The following is a 21,455-nucleotide window of genomic DNA, read 5'->3' as shown; positions in this document are numbered from 1 at the left end:
AATTTCTTGCAAAGACGTAGGGTGTTTCGCCATTAAAAGGCCACCACCTTTTGGCAAGCTAGCGTCTGAGAATTTCGATGAGCTATTCAAATGCCACTGTCCACCCTTCGCGTCCTGATCCTGGAGGACCAGCCCGTACAGCGCCGTTACGCCGTGACGCTCCTCGCTCATCTGGGCTGTACCCGCATTCTTGAAGCCTCGGACGGCTGGGAGGCGCTGCAGTTGCTGGAGAGCAACGGGCCGGTAGACATCGCCTTCTGCGACATCTGCATGGAGGGCATGGATGGCATTACCTTCCTGCGCCGCGCAAGCCAACGGCACGCGCTGAAGTCGGTGGTTATCACCAGCAGCATCGCGTTGGACGTGCGCCAAGCCATCAGTCATATGGCGACACTGCTCGGTCTGCGGGTACTCGGCCAGTTGTGCAAACCGCTGCACGAGCACGAGTTGAAAAGACTGGCAGGCAAGTACCTGGACGACGACTCGCACCCAGCCTGCCCGCTGCACGTTGCCGGTGAGACCAACGAACATCAGGTGCTCAGCGCACTCGAGAACGGCGAGCTGGAGGTCTTCTATCAGCCAAAATTCGACATCAGGACATTGCAGGTCACCTCGGTGGAGGCGCTTGCTCGCTGGAATCATCCTGAGCGGGGCATCTTGGCACCCGCGTCATTTATTCCGGTACTGGAACGGCACGGCCTGATGGACAGTTTGCTGTATCGCCAGATCGATCACTGCCTGACGCTGCGCAAGCAAGCGCTGGCCTCTGAGGTGTCGCTCACCTTCGCGGTGAATGTCAACGCGAGCCAATTTGCCAACCCGCAGATGAGTGCGCACGTGGCCCTGCTGCTCAAGCGCTTCGACGCGCCCGGTTCCAGCCTGTCGTTTGAGATGACCGAGACCGGCACACTCGACCCAGGCTCCATCAGCCTGGAAAACATGGTGCGCCTTCGCATGATGGGCTGCGGTTTGTCCATCGACGACTTCGGCGGCGGCTATTCGTCATTGCAGCGCCTGTGCAGCCTGCCGTTCAACGAAATAAAAATACAGGCCGAATTTATTCGCGACCTGTCTTCGGAGCCGCGCAGCCGTGCAGCGATTTCGAGCGTCTTGTCCCTGGCGCGCGAGCTGAACATTGGTGTGGTGATTGAAGGCATTGAAACCGTTGAACAGCGCGACATTCTGATAACCCTGGGCTGTGAAACGGGCCAGGGCTACCTGCTTGCTCGCCCAATGCCGGCCCACACCCTATTGCCATGGCTGATCGGCAGAAACGCCATCACGCAGCGCCTGGGATGACGCTCAACACCGGTCAGCACCGCTGACTGGCGCCTTATAAAACATTCAAACCAACAGAGGGTGCAGCCGGTGCCTCCTGCGCTTTCGCGTGGACAACGGCGTGCTGCAACCGCTCTTTTTTCCTGTTACCGGGGGAGTTCATGAGTTTAAGAAAGATGAAAATAGCGTTGCGTTCGGCCTTTGGCTTCGGCCTGGTCGGGCTGCTCGTGGTATTGCTGGGCCTGTTCTCTTTGAGCCAGATGCGCGACATGGCCAGCGAGTCGGATGAAGTCGACAAAAACTGGCTGCCCAGCATCCTCGCCTTGGGCGACCTGCAAACCGCCGTGTCCGAGATTCGCGCCGCGACCTACCGGGTGATGCTGGTGGACAGCGCCGAGCAGGTAAAGGCCAGCCAGCGGGCTTTTTCGCAGCTGCGCCAACAGATTCAGGCCGACAACGCGCAGTACGCAAGCAAGCTCACGGTGGACGCCGAGCGAGTCACGTTCGAACGTTTCAAGTCGGCCCAGGACCAATACCTGCAGGTCCAGCAACAGGTATTGGCCCTGGCCGCCAACGGCGAACGCTCACAGGCGATCGCGCTGCTCAATGGCGAACTGATCGCCCTGGGCGACAAGCTTGGGACCGAGCTGGCGAACCTGCTGTCGATCAATATTCAGGAAGCCGACGACGCGGCCACGAGCTCCGACGCCACGTACCACGGCGCAGTGAAATGGGTATTCATCGCCATGGCACTGGCGACATTCCTCACCGCACTGCTGGCGACGCTGTTTACCCGCAGCATCGTGCTGCCATTGGACCAGGCGGTGCGTATCGCCGAGCAAGTGGCCAAGGGCGACCTGACTGTGTCGATTGTGGTGGACGGCAACGACGAGCCTGGGCAGCTGTTGCGTGCGCTGGAAACCATGCAGTCGGACCTTCGCGAAACCATCCACCAGATTACCGACTCGTCCAATCAACTGGCATCCGCGGCGGAAGAACTCTCGGCGGTCACCGAGGAGTCCACACGGGCCTTGCACGAACAGAACGGTGAAATCGAACAGGCCGCCACGGCGGTCAACCAGATGACCGCAGCGGTGGATGAGGTCGCACGCAACGCCATCAGCACTGCCGACGCCTCCCGAGACGGTGATGCCATGGCAGGCAACGGTCGCAGCCACGTCATGGACACCGTGGAGTCGATTGCTTTGCTGGCCGAGGAAGTGACGTCGGCGACCGAAGAAATCCAGAGCCTGGCCGACAGTGTTCAACACATCACCAAAGTATTGGACGTGATCCGCGCCATTGCGGAACAAACCAACCTGCTGGCCCTGAACGCGGCCATTGAAGCCGCCCGCGCCGGTGAGGCCGGACGCGGTTTTGCCGTGGTGGCCGACGAAGTCCGGGCCCTGGCGCATCGAACCCAGCAGTCGACCCAGGAAATCGAGCAGATGGTCAGCGGGGTGCAGAAGGGTTCGGCCCAGGCGGTATCGGTGATGCACAGCAGCAATGAACGCGCACGCTCGACACTGACGGTGGCCCACTGTGCGGGCGAGTCGCTGGAGCGGATCACCCATGCAATCACCCGCATCACCGAAGGCAACCTGATCATCGCCAGCGCTTCCGAAGAGCAGGCGCAAGTGGCCCGGGAGGTGGATCGCAACCTGACGAATATCCGTGATTTGTCGGCCCAGACGGCCGCCGGGGCCAACCAGACCACCGCCGCCAGTCAGGAGCTTTCGCGCCTGGCGGTTGACCTGAACACAATGATTGCGAAGTTCGTGGTTTAAGCCCGCCGCAAGCTGCTGGAACAAAACATCGGAAACGAAAAAGCCCCGTAGCGTGTTCAGCTACAGGGCTTGTGCCTTGGCGGCGTTGTTAACTCAGCATCCGCGTTCTCTATTGGCCTGGGAGAGGACCGAGGCAGCGAGGGATTTGGTCTGGTCGCTGTATTTATCGCTCTGAAGCGCCTTCGCTGCTTTCTCCTCCATCCCGGCGCTCGTCTGCTTGTCTGTACCGCTCTGGGCCAACGCCGAAGCGGCAAGGCTTTTGGCAAGGGCCGAAGCGTTTGGATTATTGAGGGTTTCCGCCGCCAAAGTGGCCATCTTGCCGGAGGTTTTCTTGGTGTTTTTGCTCATGATGCAACTCCTTTGCTGTGTGGGATTTCCTACCTGAAAATCGCTGGACCACGATAGTGAGTTGCAGAACAGGTCGCAACGCGCTGCCTGTAGGCAACGTTTGGGAAACCGGTACGAAAGGCGCAAGCGTGATGTAAGGCGTCTAATCGATTGCACTGATGGTTATTATCGAAACGCTCGCCTGTGTGATTGCCCAACCCGCTTCCTATAATCGCCCCCACTCTCCCTTCCCCTCGCCTGCTTCAGGCGACATGTCCCTATGGAACCCAATACCATGCCAAGCGCCAGCCCGGCTCCCAGCGGCCTTCCCGAACATAATCAACAGAGCGTCAAACAGCAGTGGCTGGCGATTCTCTCGGTCGCCGTGGGCGCCTTCGCCTTGGTGACCAGTGAGTTTCTGCCGGTGGGCGTACTCAACGACGTTGCCAGCGACCTCGGCATCACCGCCGGCCACGCCGGCCTGATGGTGACCCTGCCCGGCATCATGGCCGCCCTGGCCGCGCCGTTGCTGTCTGTCAGCATTGGCGCCATGGACCGTCGTTACCTGCTGATCGGCCTGACGCTGATCATGATCATCGCCAACTCGGTGGTGGCCTACGCCAGCGATTTCAGCGTGCTGTTGTTCGGCCGCGTACTGCTGGGCATCAGCATCGGCGGCTTCTGGGCGACAGCGATCGCCCTCAGCGGGCGCCTGGCACCCAAGGGTGTGGGCGTAGCGAAGGCCACGTCGATCATCATGATGGGAGTGACGCTGGCCACCGTGCTTGGCGTGCCTGTTGGCACCTGGCTCAGTGGCCTGATGGGCTGGCGCATGACCTTTCTGGTGACCGCGCTGGTGGGCGTGCCGGTGCTGCTGGCGCAAGTCCTCCTGCTGCCACGCCTTACCCCGGAAAAAGCCATTCAGGTCCGCGACCTGCCGGCCTTGTTCATCAACCCACAAGCACGGGTCGGGTTGATCGCCGTCTTGCTGATCGGGCTGGCGCACTTTGCGGCCTACACCTATGTCGCGCCCTTCTTCAAAAACAGCTCCGGCTTCGACGGCCCAACGATTGGCTCACTGCTGCTGCTTTACGGTGTGGCCGGCGTGATGGGCAATGTCTTTGCCGGTTTCGCCGCCAACCGCAGCGTCCGTTACACCTTGCTGCTGGTCGCGCTGATGATCGGCACCAGCACCGCGCTGTTCCCCTACTTCGCCACCGGCATGACCGGCGCCGCGATGTTGATCGGGCTGTGGGGCTTCGCCTTCGGCGCCTTCCCGGCTTGCGCCAGTATCTGGATGTTTGTAGTAGCGCCCAAGGATGTCGAACGCGGCATGCCACTGTTTGTTGCCTTGTTCCAAGTGATCATTGCCTTGGGCTCGTTCTTTGGCGGACGGATCGTCGATCAGATGGGCAGCGCGATGTTGTTGAGTTTGGCGACGGCGTTGGTCGGCTGTGGGTTTGTGACGGTCTGGGTGCTGGGGCGCAATGTGAGCAACAGCTTGGTGGCGCAGCCCGGCTGACCAGGGAGGAATGACTGAAAGGCCTGCTGGGCGTTGAGCTCAGCAGGCTTTTTTAGTTTTAGATGTTAGACAGGATCTGCCGTGTTTATCCGCCGGGAAATCATGCTCAAATAGATCCACCAGCGTTTGGCTTGTGCATTGTTTTGCTAGGAATACATATCGCTTGAAGGATAGCACTGATGAATGCAATCCATCGAATCCAATAATTACTCACAAGAAACTCCAGAGGGGACGAAAAAAATAAAATAGATCCGTGACGAGCTACGTTATATTGCACCGCCCCCCCAAAGTAGAACGCCAGCAAGGCACAGCCAAAACCATTTCTCTTTAAAGCCTTCACCAGAAAGACGCCTGCTAATTGAATAACTACACAAGAAAACCAAAACAGAAACTATAAAATAAAATAAAGTTAAAAAAATATTATCACTGCTCATTATTCTTTATATCTCTAGTCAAATTATCCATCGTCACTCCGTCAGCAAACGCGTCAAAAGCTAAGGCAAATTTGCTAGCCTCGACATATCCACGTTGATAGTCATTACGAACATAACGAAACAGACGCCAAGAATCAGGCTTTAAAACCAACCTGGTCGCACCATACACTGACATCAATAAATCGCCGCCTCCATACGCCATATTCCCTTCAAACTCACCACCGCCCATTGCTTTAGCAACTTGGTGGTAAACCTTGCGCACCGGCCCTTGAGTGTCCGAGCGGCGCTCCCACAAATTGCGTCCGCCCTCATAGACATTATTGGCTCCGTGCGCCATCAACGGCACTCCAGGGACCACACATAGCGCACCGATAGACCCGTAACAAATCCCTGCTCCGGCCGCGAATTGCAGTGCACCTGCAATCATCCCAATACCCTGTCGAGAAATCTCCATTGACTGGTCAAGCAGGCTTTTTTGCTCGTTCTCCAAGTCCCTAAGACCCTGCTCTGGGGACTTTTTACCCTGCTCCACATCGTGGACAATACTTCTCGCGAAAAACGCTACCTCACGGTTGAACTGCAGTCGCAGAACTCCATCTTTAATATGCCGTGCGCTCACGGTACACGCCTGGTTAGCCAGAATGCTCCCAGCACGACTGACCTGCCAAAAATCGCAACTACCGAACCTGTCGCCATCCTCTCTGTCCGTCAAGGGTTTCACTCATCGCCTCCCCAAGCGCTATAGCCTGTTGTGCCAGCAAGGTGGTGAGCCCACGTGATGCTCCGATAACGAATCGCTAGATGTTCCTGTGGTTCGGCATCGTTTTGTAAAATGACATGCGGCATATCCAGCGTCAGGTCTGTGATAACACCGCCTTCAATGGAGATTGAGTAAAACTTTTGCTGCTGTCCAAAGGAAGATATTCGATAAAAGTTAATCGTACATTCAATTTCCTCTCTACTTGAAAGCGCTTGAGCGAGTAAGGGTGACGATTTATCAACATTTTTTGTGAGCACAATTGGGCGATGCGTCGGCTTGTTCACGTTGCCAATATTCGCCATGTTATGGCTGTATGAGAGCACCATGATTTCATCTAAATGGCCCGGCTGACACTTATTACCTATCGAATCCTGACTTGAACAACCCGCTGAAATCAATCCTTGAACCTTACCGGTGATCGACATATAACCAGTGTTCGCCATGGGTAACCTTCTCATACTCAATCAATCGGCTGAGTAGACTATTACAGCGATCAAGGATGCACGTGTAGGACGCGTCCGGTTCTCAGGAGAATCTGAGACTTCTGATTTCAGCGCACTGTCGTCGTCATAAATGGCTTGAGCGCATCGGTAGGTCGGGAGTAAGCCTTTTCACGATGTAACAACACGTTATGAAGAAGTTACTAATCTCTGCTTTCAAACAGGACTGGGTGGCAGTTGTCCTCGGGTGTTCTGATGACCGAGGAAGATCAAGCCATTGAAGGAATGGCAAAAACTTGGCGATAACGTTCGTCAGTCGCTCACGGAGGAATGGGTATAAGTACTGAAGATTTCCGGATTGACGCTAACCGACCGCATGGAATGTCTGATGGCTACAGCCCAAGCGACGTGGCAGCCAGGCTAATTTTTCAGGTGACTGAGTAGAAACAACGTCGCTGGGGCGACCTTTAATATACCAGATCGTGATCAGGTTTATCGGAAAGCAACTGAGCGATTGAGCCTGCCGCCGATTTATAAGCCAACGCAAAAAAGCCCCGTAGCTTATTCAGCTACGGGGCTTTTTCTATGTAATGGCGGAGAGATAGGGATTCGAACCCCTGCACGCCTCCTAGCAGGCCGCTGTATACCACTAAAATGGGCATCTACGAAACGCCGTAGGGGTGTATAGCGGCCTATAACGGCCCAGTTTATGCCCTAAAAATGCCCTAATCCTATCGCTCAGACAAGCCTCATATCCTCCCAAAGCCCATCCTCGTAATGAGAATCTAGCTGAGCTTAGTAGTCAGCGCACCGATTATTCCGCACACCCGTGGCGCCAACGCCATCATCGTTGCCCACCAGCCCGAAGGTAACGCAAGGGCAGAACAAATACAGTCGCGTGCCATTGTAATCACCTTGAATAGCCCCATCTGCGCACCAGCTGTGAATTTCTATCCGTTCCCCTGACTCTCTGCCGCCGATGCATGATCCGTAGGATCTAGTGATTCTCTTGCGAGCCGCTGGTAAGCTTCCCCAAAACCGCTAGCTTGAGGAATATCTATGCTAGGTATCCCTGCTGGAAGCCTCGGAAGCGGAAAATGTGTCCAGCTCAAGTAAGGAACGCTTGTGAACTCTCCATATGAAATGACAATTGATTTAAACGTTCTGGACCACTTAGGCATCAACCTTTATAGCAATGTCGCTGCGGTACTTACTGAAATCGTAGCAAATGCTTGGGATGCTGACGCGACAATAGTAACTATTGATTATGACTATGCAAAACAGCAGATCACCATTACTGATAATGGCATAGGAATGACCGTCAAAGACATGAACGATAAGTTTTTGAAGGTCGGATATAGACGAAGAGTACAAGAAACTACTACCACTGCGCGCGGCCGCCACGTGATGGGCCGAAAGGGCCTGGGCAAGCTATCACTCTTCTCAATAGCCGAAAGTGTTAGGGTACAATCGATTAAAAGTACGGAAAAGCATGGACTAAAAATGGCAGTTTCTCGAATTCGAGAAGCGATAAATGGCCAGCAAAGTCGATATGTTCCTGACGCAATTCCTGCTGATGAACTGGATGTAAGCGTAGGAACAAAAATCATACTCTCCGAACTCAAAAAAGGCCGTGTCCCATCTACTTTGGTGGCATTACGCCGCCGACTGGCTCGACGCTTCTCTGTTGTAGGAAGTAAAGATTTCTCAGTCTTGATTGACGGATCACCCGTCACAGCCGCGGATCGAGATGATATACGTGCCGTAGAGTATATTTGGCATATAGGCGACGAGAATACAGAGCGCACGGCTTCTGCCCCTAATTTAAAAGCACAAGCCTTACTGCCCAATCGATTGGACGGCTGGGACCCAGCCTGGGTTGTAAGTGGCTGGATCGGTACCGCTGTAAAACCAAAAATGCTTGTAGATGCAGACAACAATAACCTGAACTCTATTGTGCTTATGGCGCACGGCCGTCTAATCCAGGAAAACATTTTAGACAATATAAACGACGGGCGTTTGTACACCAAGTATCTGACAGGCCAATTAGAAGCAGACTTTCTAGATTTCGACTCAGATGACGATATTGCCACAAGTGACCGGCAGCGAATCCAAGAAAGCGATCCACGATCTGCCGCAATGTCCGCATACCTCAAAGTCTTGCTATCAAAAATAGAACCTCAATGGGCGAAATGGCGAAGAGAATTTGGCGCTCTTGAAATAGCGGAAGAGCATCCGGTAATCAAGGAGTGGTTTGACTCTCTGGACGACAGCTATCGCGAGCAGGCCAAATCCCTACTATCGAAAGTTAATAGCCTACCGATAGATGATGCTGAAGACAGACGCATGGTTCTACGAGATAGCATCATGGCATTTGAGCGCCTAAAACTGAGAGGGACCGTTCATGAACTAATAAATGCCGTTGAGATTGGTGCTGATAAATTAATCCCCCTGATCGCTCAACGAGACACCCTTGAGGCATCTCTTTACAGGGACATTATAAAATCAAGAATAGAAGTGATACGTGTATTCAACAAAATTGTTGATGACGATGAAAAAGAGAAAGCTTTACAACAACACCTTTTTGATCACATGTGGCTCTTGGATCCAACATGGGAACGCGCAGACGGATCCGAACTTATCGAATCTCGGCTGATGCAAGAAGGTGTGGTGGTTGACGATCTTACTGAAAAAGAAAGCTTAGGACGTGTCGACATAAAATACCGTACTGTTCTTGGTACCCACATTATTGTAGAGCTAAAACGGGCTCACCGAAGAATGGGGATTCTCGAATTACAACAGCAGGGAATGCTTTACGTTGACAAACTTCAGAAAATTCTAGCTGCACAAGGTCTGCACGGAGAAAAAATTGAAGTCGTTTTTGTAATAGGCCCACCATTAGTTGATGAGGGCTACAACCATAACCGAGTTGCAAATATGCTGGAAGCCATCTCTCCAGGCTCCCGAATTGTCCATTTCGACACGTTAATTAACGGCGCTCTAAAGGCATATCAGGCATACATCGATAGCAATAAAGAGCTAGACCGAATCGACAAAGTAGTCGCTCGACTATCTTAAATTTTTTTGGCAAGAAGAATGCACCTGGTCATCAGGTGCATTTAATATTTACAGATTAACAAGTATAAATTCGACTGTCTTTTAACCAAACTCTTGAACATGGCGCATCAAACTTTCACCGATCACCTCTCCCAATCGCACTGGTACAGCATTCCCTATCATGCGGCCAACTGCTTTGAACGTAATTTCCTCTGGTCTCATGAACTTATAATCTTTAGGAAAAGATTGCAGAATTGCAGCTTCACGCAACGAGATCGCACGAGCTTGCTGAGGGTGCCCGAACCGACCATTACCAAACCCATAGCACAAGGTGGTCATGGTAGGGCTCGGTTCACTCCCCTTCATTCGGCCATAAACGCTGCCGTAGGTTTTACCGCTCTCCTTACGATGGCAGGCCGCTACCAGGTGCTGGGGCCAGTCTCGCCATGTCCCACCCTCTTTAGAACACAAAATTCGTTGCATATTGAGCGGAGTAAGTGTTGCTGAGCGATGCATAGGGTCATTTGGATCACAATCCCCAGCAGCGATTCTAGGCAGATCTCCAATTACATCCATAACGCTGACTGGTCGTCCTGCATGCGTAGGAGGAATCAACTGAATGGGACCTAGCTTTGACGCAAGCAACACATGGCGTCGGCGAAGTTGTGGAAGGCCATATTCCACACACAATACTTTATTCGCCCAGATTTTATAATTCTGCTTTTCAAGACTTTTCACAAAGTCGTTGTATACCTTGTGCTTGGTCACATCCGGAACGTTTTCCATAGTGACCAACTCTGGCTGCACCTCTTTAATCAAGCGAGCAAAGTGATACAGTAGTGGCCACTTGCGATCACTACTAGTATCCTTCCCCTGGTTGTAGCTGGAAAAAGGCTGGCATGGCGCGCATCCGGCCAGTAGCCGATAACGTCCTTCACCCTGCTCATACCAAGAATTCAGCTCATCACGGGTCACTTTCTTGACGTCCTTCGCCACGAAAGCTGCACCACTGTTTTCGTGATAGGCATACTCACACTGGCGCTCAATGTCGTAGCCAGCATGCACGGTAATGCCCGCATTGCTCATGCCAGCGGTGAGGCCGCCGGCGCCACAGAATAGGTCTACTGCGTCAATCATGGTGAACGTAGTCTCTTAGTCGAGGCGCATTTTAGCCATTCACGGCTTTAAGTCTAGGAGGGATTTTCTTCGGATTGAGCCAGCCGTCCTGAAGCCTGAACGTCACCTCATCCTTCAGGAAAACGTCCTCAGGAAAACTGCTGATGAACGCCCCTAAGAAGCTAGCTACGTCTTTTTCAAAATACTCGATGATCTCAACGTCCCAAGTAAATAATCCATGTGGCGTTTCTATCTCAAATGGAATTCTTATCTTCGCCCAATCATTTCCAGAGCGCTCAAACTCATCTGCTTCTAACTCAACGATCCCTTCAGTTGAGATGAAATACTCCTTTTCACCAAAGACATAGCTGCCGTCTGTGCAAATTTCTATCCAGTACATACTTCTCATCCTTGCTGTACCAATTTATACGATGATTGATCACGCAAAGGATCACGTCAATCACCAGAGATGCTGCCCACCCTCCGAATCGTCAGTGTCTATGACGAAGCTGGCCAATCTATGTATTTTTTGCCGGTTAGGAGCTACCTGCATGCTACGGACCACAACTGATCGACTCGGGTAGTGAAGCTCTGACTCATCATCTCACGCCGCATCCCCCAACCTGGGTCAAGTGGCACGCTGGCCGAACGCAATGTCCCCCTCCCCCACCGCTCATTGATCTGATCCAACACCGTCATCACCCGAGTTACCTCGGCCGGCTGCGATATAGCGAACATATCGTCGGTGTACTCACCGGGCTGACACAGATTGAGCAACATCACCTCGGCCTTACTGTATTTGAAGCCTTGCCGAAATATGCGATCAAGTGCACCCACAGCTTCCTGGGTTAGCAGACGCACGTCGTCAGTGGGATACGGCATATCCACCACTACCCCATTCGCATACTTCGCTTCCTCAGGATTAAACATCCCGGTGCGAATAGAAACGCGCACCTTCTTGCACAGAGAGTTTTGGGCGCGGAGCTTCTCAGAGGCACGCATCATGTAGGTGGCCACAGCCTCTTTGATGGGCTGTAGCTGCGTCAGCCGCTTGCCGAACATGCGGCTGCAGCAGATCTCCTGCTTTGGCGGATCCGGCTCATCCAGCTCCAGGCAAGGCGTGCCGCCCAACTCCCTGGCCGTCTTCTCAATCACAATGCTGAACTTCTTGCGGAGCGTCCACGGATCGGCCTTAGCCAGGTCCATAGCCGACTTGATACCCATGGCATCAAGATGGAGTTTCATCTTGCGGCCAACGCCCCACACCTCCGCCACGTCCGTATTACGCAGCACCCAGTCACGCTTAACCGGATCGGTGATGTTTACCACCCCACCGGTTTCGGACTGCAGGCGCTTCGCGGTGTGGTTTGCCAGCTTTGCCAGGGTCTTGGTGTGAGCGATGCCTACGCCGACAGGGATCCCGGTGCAACGGAGCACCTGGGCGCGAATCTGTCGGCCTAAGGCATCCAGTCCACCGATACCGGTCAAATCGGCGAATGCCTCGTCGATGCTGTACACCTCGACTGCCGGCACCATCGCCTCAATCAGGCTCATCACGCGCTCGCTCATGTCGCCATACAGTGCATAGTTGGAGGAGAACGGCACTATGCCGAGCTGCTTGAGCTTGTGCTTGATCTGGAAATACGGCTCGCCCATCTTGATGAAGGGCTTCGCGTCGTAGCTACGGGCGATGACACAGCCATCGTTATTGCTCAGCACCACGATGGGCACCTTCGCCAAGTCGGGCCGAAATACCCGTTCGCAACTGGCATAGAAACTGTTGCAATCGATCAATGCGAAGGTTGGCTGCTGCTTAGACATGGCTGCGCACTGTGCTGGTGATCACGCCCCAGATCGACAGTTCGTCGCCTTCGAGGACATAGCGGGCCGGGAACTTAGGGTTTTCGGAAAGCAGGACCACCTCCCGGCCGCGTTTACAGAGGCGCTTGCAAACAGGTTCATTGTTCAGCAGGGCCACCACCACATGCCCATGGATCGGCTCAATGGCACGATCCACCACGGCCAGGTCACCATCGAAGATCCCGACGCCCTGCATGCTCTCACCGGTGATTGCTACCAGGTACACGTGGGGCGCACGGATACTCAAGACCTCATCCAATGAGATGTGCTGCTCGATGTGGTCCGCTGCCGGCGAAGGAAAACCGGCCGGAACCTGGAACGAGCACAACGGCAACTTCGCGCCCACCTCAGCGAGGGGACCTAGAATGGTGAAGCTCATGATGCGGCGGCCTTTTACAATTACTGTATGAATGTACAGTTAACTTTGTAGGACGCTTGCGGTCAATTTTTCTGTAGGGATTTCGACAGGCGGAGAGGTGCATATGTGTGGGCGATTCGTGCAGTACGAAGGTATGGCGATCTTCATCGAAGAGCTGAGCCCGCAGATAGAGCTATTCAGCGGGTATGACGCTCAGCCTATTGATCGCTACAACGTCGCACCTTCAACGAGGGTGCAGGTTCTACACACAGATGAGGATGGGCTGCATATCGATGCAGTGAAATGGGGATGGGCGCCGTTCTGGGCGAAGGGTAAACGCCCGGATCCGATCAACGCTCGGGTCGAGACGGTCACCAGGGGAAGTTCTTCAAACAGCTCTGGCCGAATGGCCGAGCCCTTGTGCCGAGTGAAGGTTGGTATGAGTGGGTCAAAAACCCTGACGAAGCGAAGAGAAAGCAGCCCTACTTCATTCGCCTGAAGAGTCAGATGCCCATGTTCTTTGTTCTTTGGCGCGCTCGCCCAAGTGCACCCTGGCCTGGATCCGCACTTGGACGACGGGTTTGTGATCATCACGGCGTCCAGTGATCAGGGCATGGTGGATATCCACGACCGCAAGCCATTGGTGCTGACGCCTGAGCATGCCAGGGAATGGATCGACCCCAGCCTTACTCCAGGCCGAGCCGAGGAAATAGCGAAGACGTGCTGTCAGCCAGCGGATGACTTTGAGTGGTTTCGGGTTGGCACCTCAGTAGGCAACGTTCGAAACCAAGGTGCAGACTTGATCGTACCAATAGCAGGCTCAGAGCAGAGCTAACGCAATCAATTCCAAATAAACAGAGGAAGCTGGGCGAGGACATCCAAAGCGTGCCAGACGAATATGGCAAGGATATTTACGCAATATGAGTTAGATATCTTCTCAGTAGCTAGCGGACATCCACCAGATATCTTTTTGGTAGCTAATGGATACTCACTAGATATCTCTAGATAGCTAAAAAGTTAGCCAGCAAGAAAGTTACGTATGTACGTAAGTAAGCAAACACGTAACTTAAATAGCCCACACAAGCTAAACAGCCTATTTAACTTGTTTAGCCTAGAAACTTTCACCACCCACACCCCCTTGACAGCGGCGGGCTGCGGCTTAGCGGCCAACCATTAGAAAATAACCTTAAGAGCATTGACAGCTAAGCCAAACTTTCTATCTAATCTCCAAGCCATCTAAAGCAATCCCCACAATCGACGCCATTCAACGCGCCGAATAGGCGAACTCACCCCGGAGAATTATATGACCGCCAAACTTATCGAACTCGCCCTCATCTTAGCCATCGAAATCGTTAGACTACTTCAGATGCGCTTTCTAAATTAAAACAGACTACCCAGAGCAGAGGGTATCCAGTTCATGATGACAAGCTCACTGGCTACCTCTGCCTTGCCTTGGCGCTGATTGGAATTGCTGTAACGAATGCTCAGGTGTTCGAAATGAAAGCCATCAAATACCTTCCGGATGTCCGGATGATCGTTGATGCTAACCATCACCTTCCCTTTGCAACTCCGCATGAAATCAGCCATACGCTCGTAATTCTCAAATGGAAAATCCACGCCATAACCTGCCGTCTGCCAGTAAGGCGGGTCCATGTAGTGAAAGGTGTGCGCACGGTCATAGCGTTCGGCGCAGTCCAGCCAGGATAGGTTTTCAACGTAGGTGCCGGACAACCGCTGCCACGCTGCAGACAGGTTTTCCTCAATCCGCAGCAGGTTGATGGCCGGGCCGGTGGTAGCGGTGCCAAACGTCTGCCCCGTCACCTTGCCAGCAAAGGCGTGGTGCTGCAGGTAGAAAAATCGGGCTGCACGCTGGATGTCGGTGAGGGTTTCAGGGCGGGTCATCTTCTGCCACTCGAACACCTGGCGGGAACTGAGCGCCCATTTGAACTGGCGCACAAATTCTTCCAGGTGGTTCTGCACCACGCGGTACAGCGTCACCAGGTCGCCGTTGATGTCGTTGAGGACTTCAACCGGCGCGGCCTGGGGACGCATGAAGTAAAGCGCAGCGCCGCCGGCAAAGACTTCGACGTAACATTCATGGGGTGGGAGAGCGGGATAAGGCGGTCGGCTAGGCGGCGCTTGCCACCCATCCAAGGGATGATAGGTGTGGACATATGAAAGCAAGACCTTTGCTGTATGGATAAACAGTGCTAGGCTCGCTCCGCTTTGTGCACTAAGCAGGAGCCTTGGCTGGACTTGCAGGGACGATCTGCGGGGAAGGTGGCCGGGCTGGATGTAGACGCATCCTGCCCGGCCGCTCCTTTACTTCGGTGTAGAAACTTCTTTTGCGTAGGCCTGACAGGCCCGCAGGGCGATCAATCCTTGGTCGCCGGCATCGGTGATTCCGATAATTCGTTGAGCATGCACTGGGTCAAGTTGGGCTCTTGCGGAGCCATGAACCACGCAGCCGGTGGTGGCGGCGGTTGACACTGAACAGCTGCTGGTGGCATCGGTGGCGGCGAGTACGACTGACAACCGCAGATCAGCAGTAGCCAGGCGATCACGCAGACGAGCCTGCTTCGTTTGCTCATCGGTCAATTCCTTGTGGTGGGTTTCGTCTTTGTTCTGCAGGCGCTGCTCCAGAGCGAAGCGCTTTTCCTGCTCAGTGCGCTGCAGGACAGCAGCGGCTTGGGATAACTCGTTGAGGGTGTCAGCCTGCAGCCTGGCCTGGCGCTCCAACTGCTGGCCGTAACGCCAGCCTTGAGCGGTCCATGCCAGGGCCGCAGACCCGGCTACCAAGATCATGAGCAACACACCGATGGCCGCGATGCGGTATTGAGCAGGGATCAGGTCGAGGAGACGCATAGCACCTCCCTCGCCCTGGCCCAGATCTGCAAGCGATCCTCCAGGCCATTCAACCCGCCGTTGATCCGCCGGGTGATGGTGTTGAATTGCTCCTGATCAGCGAGCGTGTTCAATCCGTTTACCGACCAGAACCATGCAGCAGACTCTGCGGCCCACTGCGGCAGCTCCAGCAATTCCGGCGTGCGCAGCAATCGCTCATCGCCGAACAGTGCCAGGCTGCAGCGCAGGTAGTTGTCGTGACCGGTGATCTGGATCAGGCCGCGACCACGATAGCGCTGGCCATCGCCGTCTGGCTCCAGGGTATTGCCGAGTTTCGCAGCCAGGTTGCCGGTGTCGTATTTGCTCAGGTACTGATCGCCGCCCAGCTCACGGACGTACTGCAGTTGACCCGACTCGTGGCCGACCTGCGCCAGGAACGCGGCCTGCCGTTTGGGTGTGTTGATCTGTCGGTGCCCCATAGCCGCGTTCAGGGCAGAAACAAAAACGCCCGCTTGGCGGCGGGCGTTCGGCATGATGCGTTGCAGCTGTTGCTCGGTAACAGACATAAAAACTCCAGACATAAAAAAACCGCACTCAGGCGGCGATGGGGTGCACTACAGCTTCTCGACGCTCACAACCTTGAGCGGCTTCTTTTCTTTCTTTTTCTTGCCCTTGGATTTGCCTTGCTTGCCGGCATTGCACTCCACCGTGGTCGACCAGCCAGACTGGGTAAACACCTGCTCGACCGAATCCACCAGGTAGTCCCCATCCAGGCCGACTTTGAAGCCCTGGGCGTTGATCAGGCGTTCGGCAAAAATGTCTGTCCGGCCAGGCATCTCAAAACGCACGTCGGCGGTCGAGCGATTGAACGCCGCCAGCCGTGCCTTGGCAGCAGCCTCGGCGGCGGTCTTGTTCGGGTAGATATGCCGATCGGTATGCACGGCCGGCAATCCATCTGGGGCGTCGTCGTTGTCAACGGTGACCACCGACAGCTTGCCGTCCTTCTTGTTCTGATGCTTAGTTGCCACTGCCTTGTGCGAGTTGCGATCCCCAAGGCTGAATTGCCATCGACTGAGATCGCTCTTCGTCAGGGTGATCGCGCCGAAGGTCTTGCCGCTGGCAGTCTGGCTGCCTTGACGCGGCATCACCAACAGCTTGCCGTCGGCCACCTTGGCCGTGCAGTCGTATTGCTTGGCAAGGCGCGTGATGAAATTAAAATCGGACTCGTTGAGCTGATCCACCCGGGCGACCTTCGTTGCCACCGGACACACCGACTGCCAAACATTACGCGCCGCGATGTCGGCCACGATTTTCGACAGCGGCACGTCCTCCCAGCTTCCGCTACGGATGGTCTTGCCACTGCCGCGCATGTCGCTGGCCTTGCCCTTGATCACTATCGTTTCCGGCGGCCCCGACACTTCGACCGTGTCCACCGCGTAACGCCCCAGGCGCATCAAAGATGTTTCCGCGTAGCCCAGGTAGACCTCAATAGAGCTGCCACGCCGAGGCAGCAGCACCTGCCCATCACGGTCATCGATGCGCAATTCAAACTCGTCGGACTCCATCCCGGGCTTGTCAGAGGTGCGCAGTAGCAGCAACCGATCATTGATTTTGGCTGTTACATCGGCGCCATCCGCCACGATTCGAAACATGGGAGTCATGGATTTAGTCCAAAAAAAGCCCGCGCATGGCGGGTCACAGAAAATCAAATGGCCGTCACGCGTAACGCAACGGGCCGGCGGCGTCGGGAGCGCCCGAGGTCAATCCCACAAGCTCACCCCCTCCCCGGTCGGGCCGGGCAGATCGGGCAGATAGATCACCACGCCGGCGCGGTAGGGCTGGGGTTCATCCGCCAGCCCCTGATTGGCGTCCAGCACCGCCTCGGTGCTACCGTTCAGATGGCCATAAACGTTATGGCAAATGACATCGAGCATGTCCCCGTCAGACGTTCTGCATGTCGTCGCCATAGCGCACAAACTCCAGACTGAACCCTTGTTTACGCGGAATCCCGCCGTGCAACAGCGCGCCCTGCTCCTCGTTGATGTTTTTCAGGCACCAGGTGCCGATCACATCGCCGTAGCCGGTGGTCAGGCTCAGCGGCTGAAGCTTTGCCCCAATGCTGCGCAACGTGTCGAGCTGCTTAAGCCCGCCCTTGAAACCCGGGTAAATCGTCCCTTTGAGCGTTAACTTGTCGTCTCCGATGCCTACAGCCTGCTGCGCCGGGCGGCGCGACAAACGCTCCTGTGAGGCCCAGCGGAATTCGGTCGAGCGGCTCAGCTCGTCAAAGGCCGCAGTGTCCAGGTTGAAATAGTAGGGCTGCTCCTTGGGGTCACGGGGCTGGATAATCAGCAAGTGTGGGAACGGCTTCACGGCTTCCGGTGCCGGTGTGGCATCCATGGCAAATGCGCTGGTGGGCACGATGTTGGCCAACGACGGGCTGACCTTTCCGGCGATCTTATTGATCGCCGTCGCAGCCTTGCCCGCCTGCTCTTTCAACGCGCCCATCCGTTCCTGAACTTCGGCGGCCGCCCGTGTCGCACGGCCGTACACGGATACCACCTGGCCGACCTTGGCCTGTGCTGCATCCACGCCGCGCATCACCCGCTGCAGCTTGGCACCGACAGTCGGCCCCACGAACGGGATGTTTTCCAGCTCGGACGCCGCGCCGGTTAACTCCCGAATGGCGCCATTGACCGGCCCCAGCATGCCGTCAGCACTGCGCCGCCCAGCCTCCCCAGCTTCGACCAGGTACTTGAGGCTCGACAGCATTTGTTCCATGTAAGCCATGGAGGCCTCCTTACAGGTGCGGTTCGTCATACAGCTTCGCAGCGTTTTGTTTCGCCGCATCCGCCATCATTAACCGCATGTGCGGCATGAGGTCTTGCGCCAGGCGCTGCGGGTCTTTCACATCCCCCTGCACCGTTACCGGCATGCTCAGTGAGTATTCAAACTTCTGATCTACCTTGGCCGGTGCGGGCCTCTCCGTCTCTTTAGTCTGAATTGCCACCGCCGCCGATTTGATCGGCGCGGACACTGCCAGGGAGCGTGCCGCATCCCCCATCGCCGATGCCTGAGGTGCTGGTGCCATCAGCAGCGCACCCGAACCACTCGCGCCATTGAATGACTTGCCCATGGTAGCCAGGCTCGGAATAGCTGGACCCGGCCGGGGCGTCATCAGCAACGGCGTTACCGGTGGAGCGGGCTTTTCGTCATCACCACCAAACCAAGATTTACCCGCTGCGCCACCCAGCGCAGAGCCGCCTATGCTGCCCAAGTAAGCACCCACCAGCCCGCCAATTGCAGTGCCAATGATCGGCACCACGGAGCCAATCGCCGCCCCGGCTGCAGCGCCCGCCATAGTGCCGGCAAGGTTGCCGGCGGCAGCGCCATAGCCCTCGGCCTTTTCATCCTTGGTCTTGGCGGTCTCATAGGTCTCGAAGGCCATGGCGCCGGCCTCCATCAGCGAGCCCCCGGGTATCATCTTGGCGGCTTTACCGATCTTACCGACCGCTTGCACTACCCCACCCAGCTTGGACAAAGCACCGCTGGGCACCGGAACCGGTGGAATCGGTGGCCGTGGGATGGGCACCGGGGGGCGTGGCACTGGCGGTCGCGGTGGTCGACCCGCCCGTGGAGGCGTCGGCCGACGTCGCGGAGGGTTGCGCTTTGACCCGGGCTTACGCCGACGAGCTTCCCCCGGGCCTCCAGCACCGCCACCAAGGGATCCGGCGTTGACCACGAAAACTTTCTTGACCCCGTCGCCCTCCAATCCCGCCGCCGCACCACCATCACCATCAGCGCCTGAGGCGGCGTCCTTGGCAAGAGAAACCACCTTGAGGCCGGTCGCTATCACATCGAACTTGCCCGGCTTCTTGCCACCTTCCCCCGCCGCATCTGCGTCGCCATCGACAGACTGGCCCTTGAAGGCAGCAACCGCCTTGAGCCCGGTCTCCACCAGCGACAGCGCTTTGCCGGCCTTACCTTTGGGCTCGCCATTATTTCCGCCGCCGTTGCCGTCCTCAGCGTTGGTCACAAAGACCTTTTGTACGTCGCCAGACTTGCCACCCAGCGAACCTCGCGCCACGTTGAGCAACCCTTTAGCGATTTTGAAGGAGCTAAGCAGGCCTTTGAGTGCAATCAACCCGCCACCAACCGCCGCGATCCCCGTCACAACCCCGGGCGCGCTGTCAGACAGCGAGGTAATGCCCTTGGTGACTTTGGTCAGCGTTTCGGCCACGGTATCCGTGACAGGCCGCAGTGCGTCCCCCACGCTGCGCATGGCGTCATCCATCGACTGAGCCATTTCGGCCCACTTCTGCGACGACGCCTCACGCCGCTCGCTGAGGTTTTTGTCGAGAATGCCCGTGGCATCACGCGAATCGTTTTTGAGCTGGCTGTACAGCGCCTTGTTCTGCATGTAGGCAGACAGGGCGGCCTTCACCTGCATGTCAGCGAACAGGTCGCCAGTGCGCAAGGATTCCTCCAGCGAGGCCATCATGGCCTTGGCTTTCTCCGGGTCGGACTCCTTGCTGATTTTTGCCGTGGCCTCGGCCATCGCCGCTGCACGCTTCGGATCGGTGGCTTGAATATACTTCTGCGCCAACGCCATGCTGGTTTCCAGCGTGGACATACCGTTCTGCAAACCGGTCTGCATCGAGCCCTTGTAGTCGATACCGGCCTTGGCATACGCCTTAACGGTATCGCCGGAGCCGATTTTGCTCATCCAGTTTTTGAGGTTGTTGGCTGCCTCATCGGCGCCGCCGGCAGACTTCATCTGCACTTGCAGCATGGCACCCAACTGCGTCACCGCATCCATGCCGGTGATGCCAAGGCTACCCATGTTAGCCAACAGCTCAGGGAACCATTTAGCCATGTCGGCCGCTTCAAAGCTGCCCGCCTGCCCTTGATAGGCAATCGCCTCCAGCGCCTGCTGCATCTGCTTGGCGTCGGTGATCTTGGCGTTTTGCCCCAGGGCGTTGATCATCTTCGCCGTGTCGACACCGCTCGACCCTTGGCCCACAACAAACTTGGCCGCGACCGGCGCATATTCGAGGGCCTTGCTCAACTCCATGCCAGCGCCGACCAACTGGTTGACGACGTCGGCTACATCGTTACGCGCCATGCCGGTGTCGCGAGAGGTATCGATGATCTTGCGCGACATCTCCTTTTCTTGTGGTTTGTTGGCAATGCCGGCCTTGATCGCGATGTCACGAACAATGGCCCCGAAGTCCGCGCTAACCTTGGTCGGTACAGCGAGCATGCCGACACCACCAACAGCGGCGCCGACTGTGCTTTTCATGCCGTTCTTACCAGCATCCAGTTGCTGATGCCCCCGGGCCTTAAGCTCGGCTTTGTTGGCGGTCTGTCCCATGGAACGATAGGCTTTTTCCAGCCGACCGACCTCGATGCCCTGTTTTTTCAAACTGTCGAGATTGGAGTTCAATCGCCCCAGCAGCTTGGAGGCGCCCTCAGAGCCGCTGTCATGGGCTTTCTTCCATTCGTCACGCAAGCGAATGGTGTCGCCGATAGTGCGCTGTAGAACACGCGCCTTATTGCCTTCCGCCTCAAGACGCTTGATGCGCCCTGTTACATCTTTAAACGCAGCACCGACAGTCGAACTGACGGCGCCGCCGATCACCAGCCCGAGGGCGATTTTGTTCGCCATGTCATGG

The 21,455-nt window shown here is 55.8% G+C and carries 17 protein-coding genes and 3 pseudogenes; 6 read left to right on the top strand and 14 right to left on the bottom strand.

Annotation, left to right across the window (positions count from 1 at the left end; genetic code table 11):
- Positions 1-90: 90 nt before the first annotated feature.
- The 3 genes and pseudogenes from AACV02_RS09105 (at position 91) to AACV02_RS30890 (ending at position 3,065) form a co-directional block, all read left to right on the top strand.
- Positions 91-1,299: an EAL domain-containing response regulator gene (locus AACV02_RS09105; RefSeq protein ID WP_119739087.1), complete on the top strand. Its 1,209-nt coding sequence runs from the start codon at positions 91-93 to the stop codon at positions 1,297-1,299.
- A gap of 140 nt (positions 1,300-1,439) precedes the next feature.
- Positions 1,440-2,210, top strand: a pseudogene (locus AACV02_RS30895) (MCP four helix bundle domain-containing protein); the annotation flags it as partial.
- Complete coding sequence (locus AACV02_RS30890) at positions 2,202-3,065, top strand: methyl-accepting chemotaxis protein (RefSeq protein WP_437128614.1); 864 nt, start codon at positions 2,202-2,204, stop codon at positions 3,063-3,065. The pseudogene AACV02_RS30895 and the gene AACV02_RS30890, both read left to right, overlap by 9 nt.
- A 93-nt stretch (positions 3,066-3,158) precedes the next feature.
- On the opposite strand, the gene AACV02_RS09095 is transcribed toward AACV02_RS30890, so the two are convergent.
- The gene (locus AACV02_RS09095; RefSeq protein ID WP_119739083.1) at positions 3,159-3,413 is read right to left on the bottom strand and encodes a hypothetical protein; all 255 of its coding nucleotides are present in this window, start codon (positions 3,411-3,413) and stop codon (positions 3,159-3,161) included.
- A 274-nt stretch (positions 3,414-3,687) separates the two neighbouring features.
- On the opposite strand from AACV02_RS09095, the gene AACV02_RS09090 reads away from it, so the two are divergent.
- Entirely contained in the window at positions 3,688-4,914 is a 1,227-nt protein-coding gene (locus tag AACV02_RS09090) for an MFS transporter (protein ID WP_119739081.1), read from the top strand.
- 423 nt (positions 4,915-5,337) lie between these two features.
- On the opposite strand, the gene AACV02_RS09085 is transcribed toward AACV02_RS09090, so the two are convergent.
- Positions 5,338-6,069: a DUF4225 domain-containing protein gene (locus AACV02_RS09085; RefSeq protein WP_237266698.1), complete on the bottom strand. Its 732-nt coding sequence runs from the start codon at positions 6,067-6,069 to the stop codon at positions 5,338-5,340.
- Positions 6,066-6,551 carry an Hcp family type VI secretion system effector gene (locus tag AACV02_RS09080; protein WP_119739079.1) on the bottom strand — a complete coding sequence of 162 codons (486 nt, stop codon included), beginning with the start codon at positions 6,549-6,551 and terminating at the stop codon, positions 6,066-6,068. The genes AACV02_RS09085 and AACV02_RS09080 overlap by 4 nt, the downstream gene beginning before the upstream one ends.
- A 1,122-nt stretch (positions 6,552-7,673) precedes the next feature.
- On the opposite strand from AACV02_RS09080, the gene AACV02_RS09075 reads away from it, so the two are divergent.
- Positions 7,674-9,626 carry a BbrUII/HgiDII family restriction enzyme gene (locus AACV02_RS09075; RefSeq protein ID WP_218568294.1) on the top strand — a complete coding sequence of 651 codons (1,953 nt, stop codon included), beginning with the start codon at positions 7,674-7,676 and terminating at the stop codon, positions 9,624-9,626.
- A gap of 81 nt (positions 9,627-9,707) precedes the next feature.
- Here AACV02_RS09075 and AACV02_RS09070 read toward each other — a convergent pair whose 3' ends face one another.
- The 4 genes from AACV02_RS09070 to AACV02_RS09055 form a co-directional block, all read right to left on the bottom strand.
- Positions 9,708-10,742, bottom strand: coding sequence for a DNA cytosine methyltransferase (locus AACV02_RS09070; protein ID WP_119739075.1), 1,035 nt, complete (start codon positions 10,740-10,742; stop codon positions 9,708-9,710).
- Between the two features lie 31 nt (positions 10,743-10,773).
- Positions 10,774-11,121 (bottom strand): hypothetical protein, encoded by a 348-nt coding sequence (locus AACV02_RS09065; protein ID WP_119739073.1) that lies wholly within the window; start codon positions 11,119-11,121, stop codon positions 10,774-10,776.
- A gap of 143 nt (positions 11,122-11,264) precedes the next feature.
- The gene (locus AACV02_RS09060; RefSeq protein WP_119739071.1) at positions 11,265-12,542 is read right to left on the bottom strand and encodes a Y-family DNA polymerase; all 1,278 of its coding nucleotides are present in this window, start codon (positions 12,540-12,542) and stop codon (positions 11,265-11,267) included.
- Entirely contained in the window at positions 12,535-12,960 is a 426-nt protein-coding gene (locus tag AACV02_RS09055; RefSeq protein WP_119739069.1) for a LexA family protein, read from the bottom strand. The genes AACV02_RS09060 and AACV02_RS09055 overlap by 8 nt, the downstream gene beginning before the upstream one ends.
- A 103-nt stretch (positions 12,961-13,063) precedes the next feature.
- Here AACV02_RS09055 and AACV02_RS09050 point away from each other — a divergent pair.
- Positions 13,064-13,774: pseudogene (locus tag AACV02_RS09050) on the top strand (SOS response-associated peptidase family protein).
- A gap of 545 nt (positions 13,775-14,319) precedes the next feature.
- Here AACV02_RS09050 and AACV02_RS09045 read toward each other — a convergent pair.
- The 7 genes and pseudogenes from AACV02_RS09045 to AACV02_RS09015 form a co-directional block, all read right to left on the bottom strand.
- Positions 14,320-15,113 (bottom strand): annotated as a pseudogene (locus tag AACV02_RS09045) (DNA adenine methylase).
- A 148-nt stretch (positions 15,114-15,261) separates the two neighbouring features.
- Positions 15,262-15,804, bottom strand: coding sequence for a lysis system i-spanin subunit Rz (locus tag AACV02_RS09040; protein ID WP_119739067.1), 543 nt, complete (start codon positions 15,802-15,804; stop codon positions 15,262-15,264).
- On the bottom strand, positions 15,786-16,349 hold the full coding sequence (locus tag AACV02_RS09035) for a glycoside hydrolase family 19 protein (RefSeq protein ID WP_119739065.1): 564 nt from the start codon (positions 16,347-16,349) through the stop codon (positions 15,786-15,788). The genes AACV02_RS09040 and AACV02_RS09035 overlap by 19 nt, the downstream gene beginning before the upstream one ends.
- Positions 16,350-16,397: 48 nt before the next feature.
- Complete coding sequence (locus AACV02_RS09030; protein ID WP_119739063.1) at positions 16,398-17,444, bottom strand: phage late control D family protein; 1,047 nt, start codon at positions 17,442-17,444, stop codon at positions 16,398-16,400.
- Positions 17,445-17,543: 99 nt separating this feature from the next.
- Positions 17,544-17,750 carry a tail protein X gene (locus AACV02_RS09025; RefSeq protein ID WP_119739061.1) on the bottom strand — a complete coding sequence of 69 codons (207 nt, stop codon included), beginning with the start codon at positions 17,748-17,750 and terminating at the stop codon, positions 17,544-17,546.
- On the bottom strand, positions 17,725-18,570 hold the full coding sequence (locus AACV02_RS09020; protein WP_119739059.1) for a phage tail protein: 846 nt from the start codon (positions 18,568-18,570) through the stop codon (positions 17,725-17,727). Before AACV02_RS09020 ends, AACV02_RS09025 begins: the two co-directional genes overlap by 26 nt.
- A gap of 10 nt (positions 18,571-18,580) precedes the next feature.
- On the bottom strand, positions 18,581-21,448 hold the full coding sequence (locus AACV02_RS09015; RefSeq protein ID WP_119739057.1) for a phage tail tape measure protein: 2,868 nt from the start codon (positions 21,446-21,448) through the stop codon (positions 18,581-18,583).
- Positions 21,449-21,455: the final 7 nt, after the last annotated feature.

Origin of the sequence: Pseudomonas sp. Larv2_ips, from assembly GCF_963879675.1 — a bacterium.
In the GTDB taxonomy this organism is placed as follows: domain Bacteria; phylum Pseudomonadota; class Gammaproteobacteria; order Pseudomonadales; family Pseudomonadaceae; genus Aquipseudomonas.
Note: the sequence above shows the minus strand (reverse complement) of the source record. Positions and strands in the feature narration are given on the sequence as shown.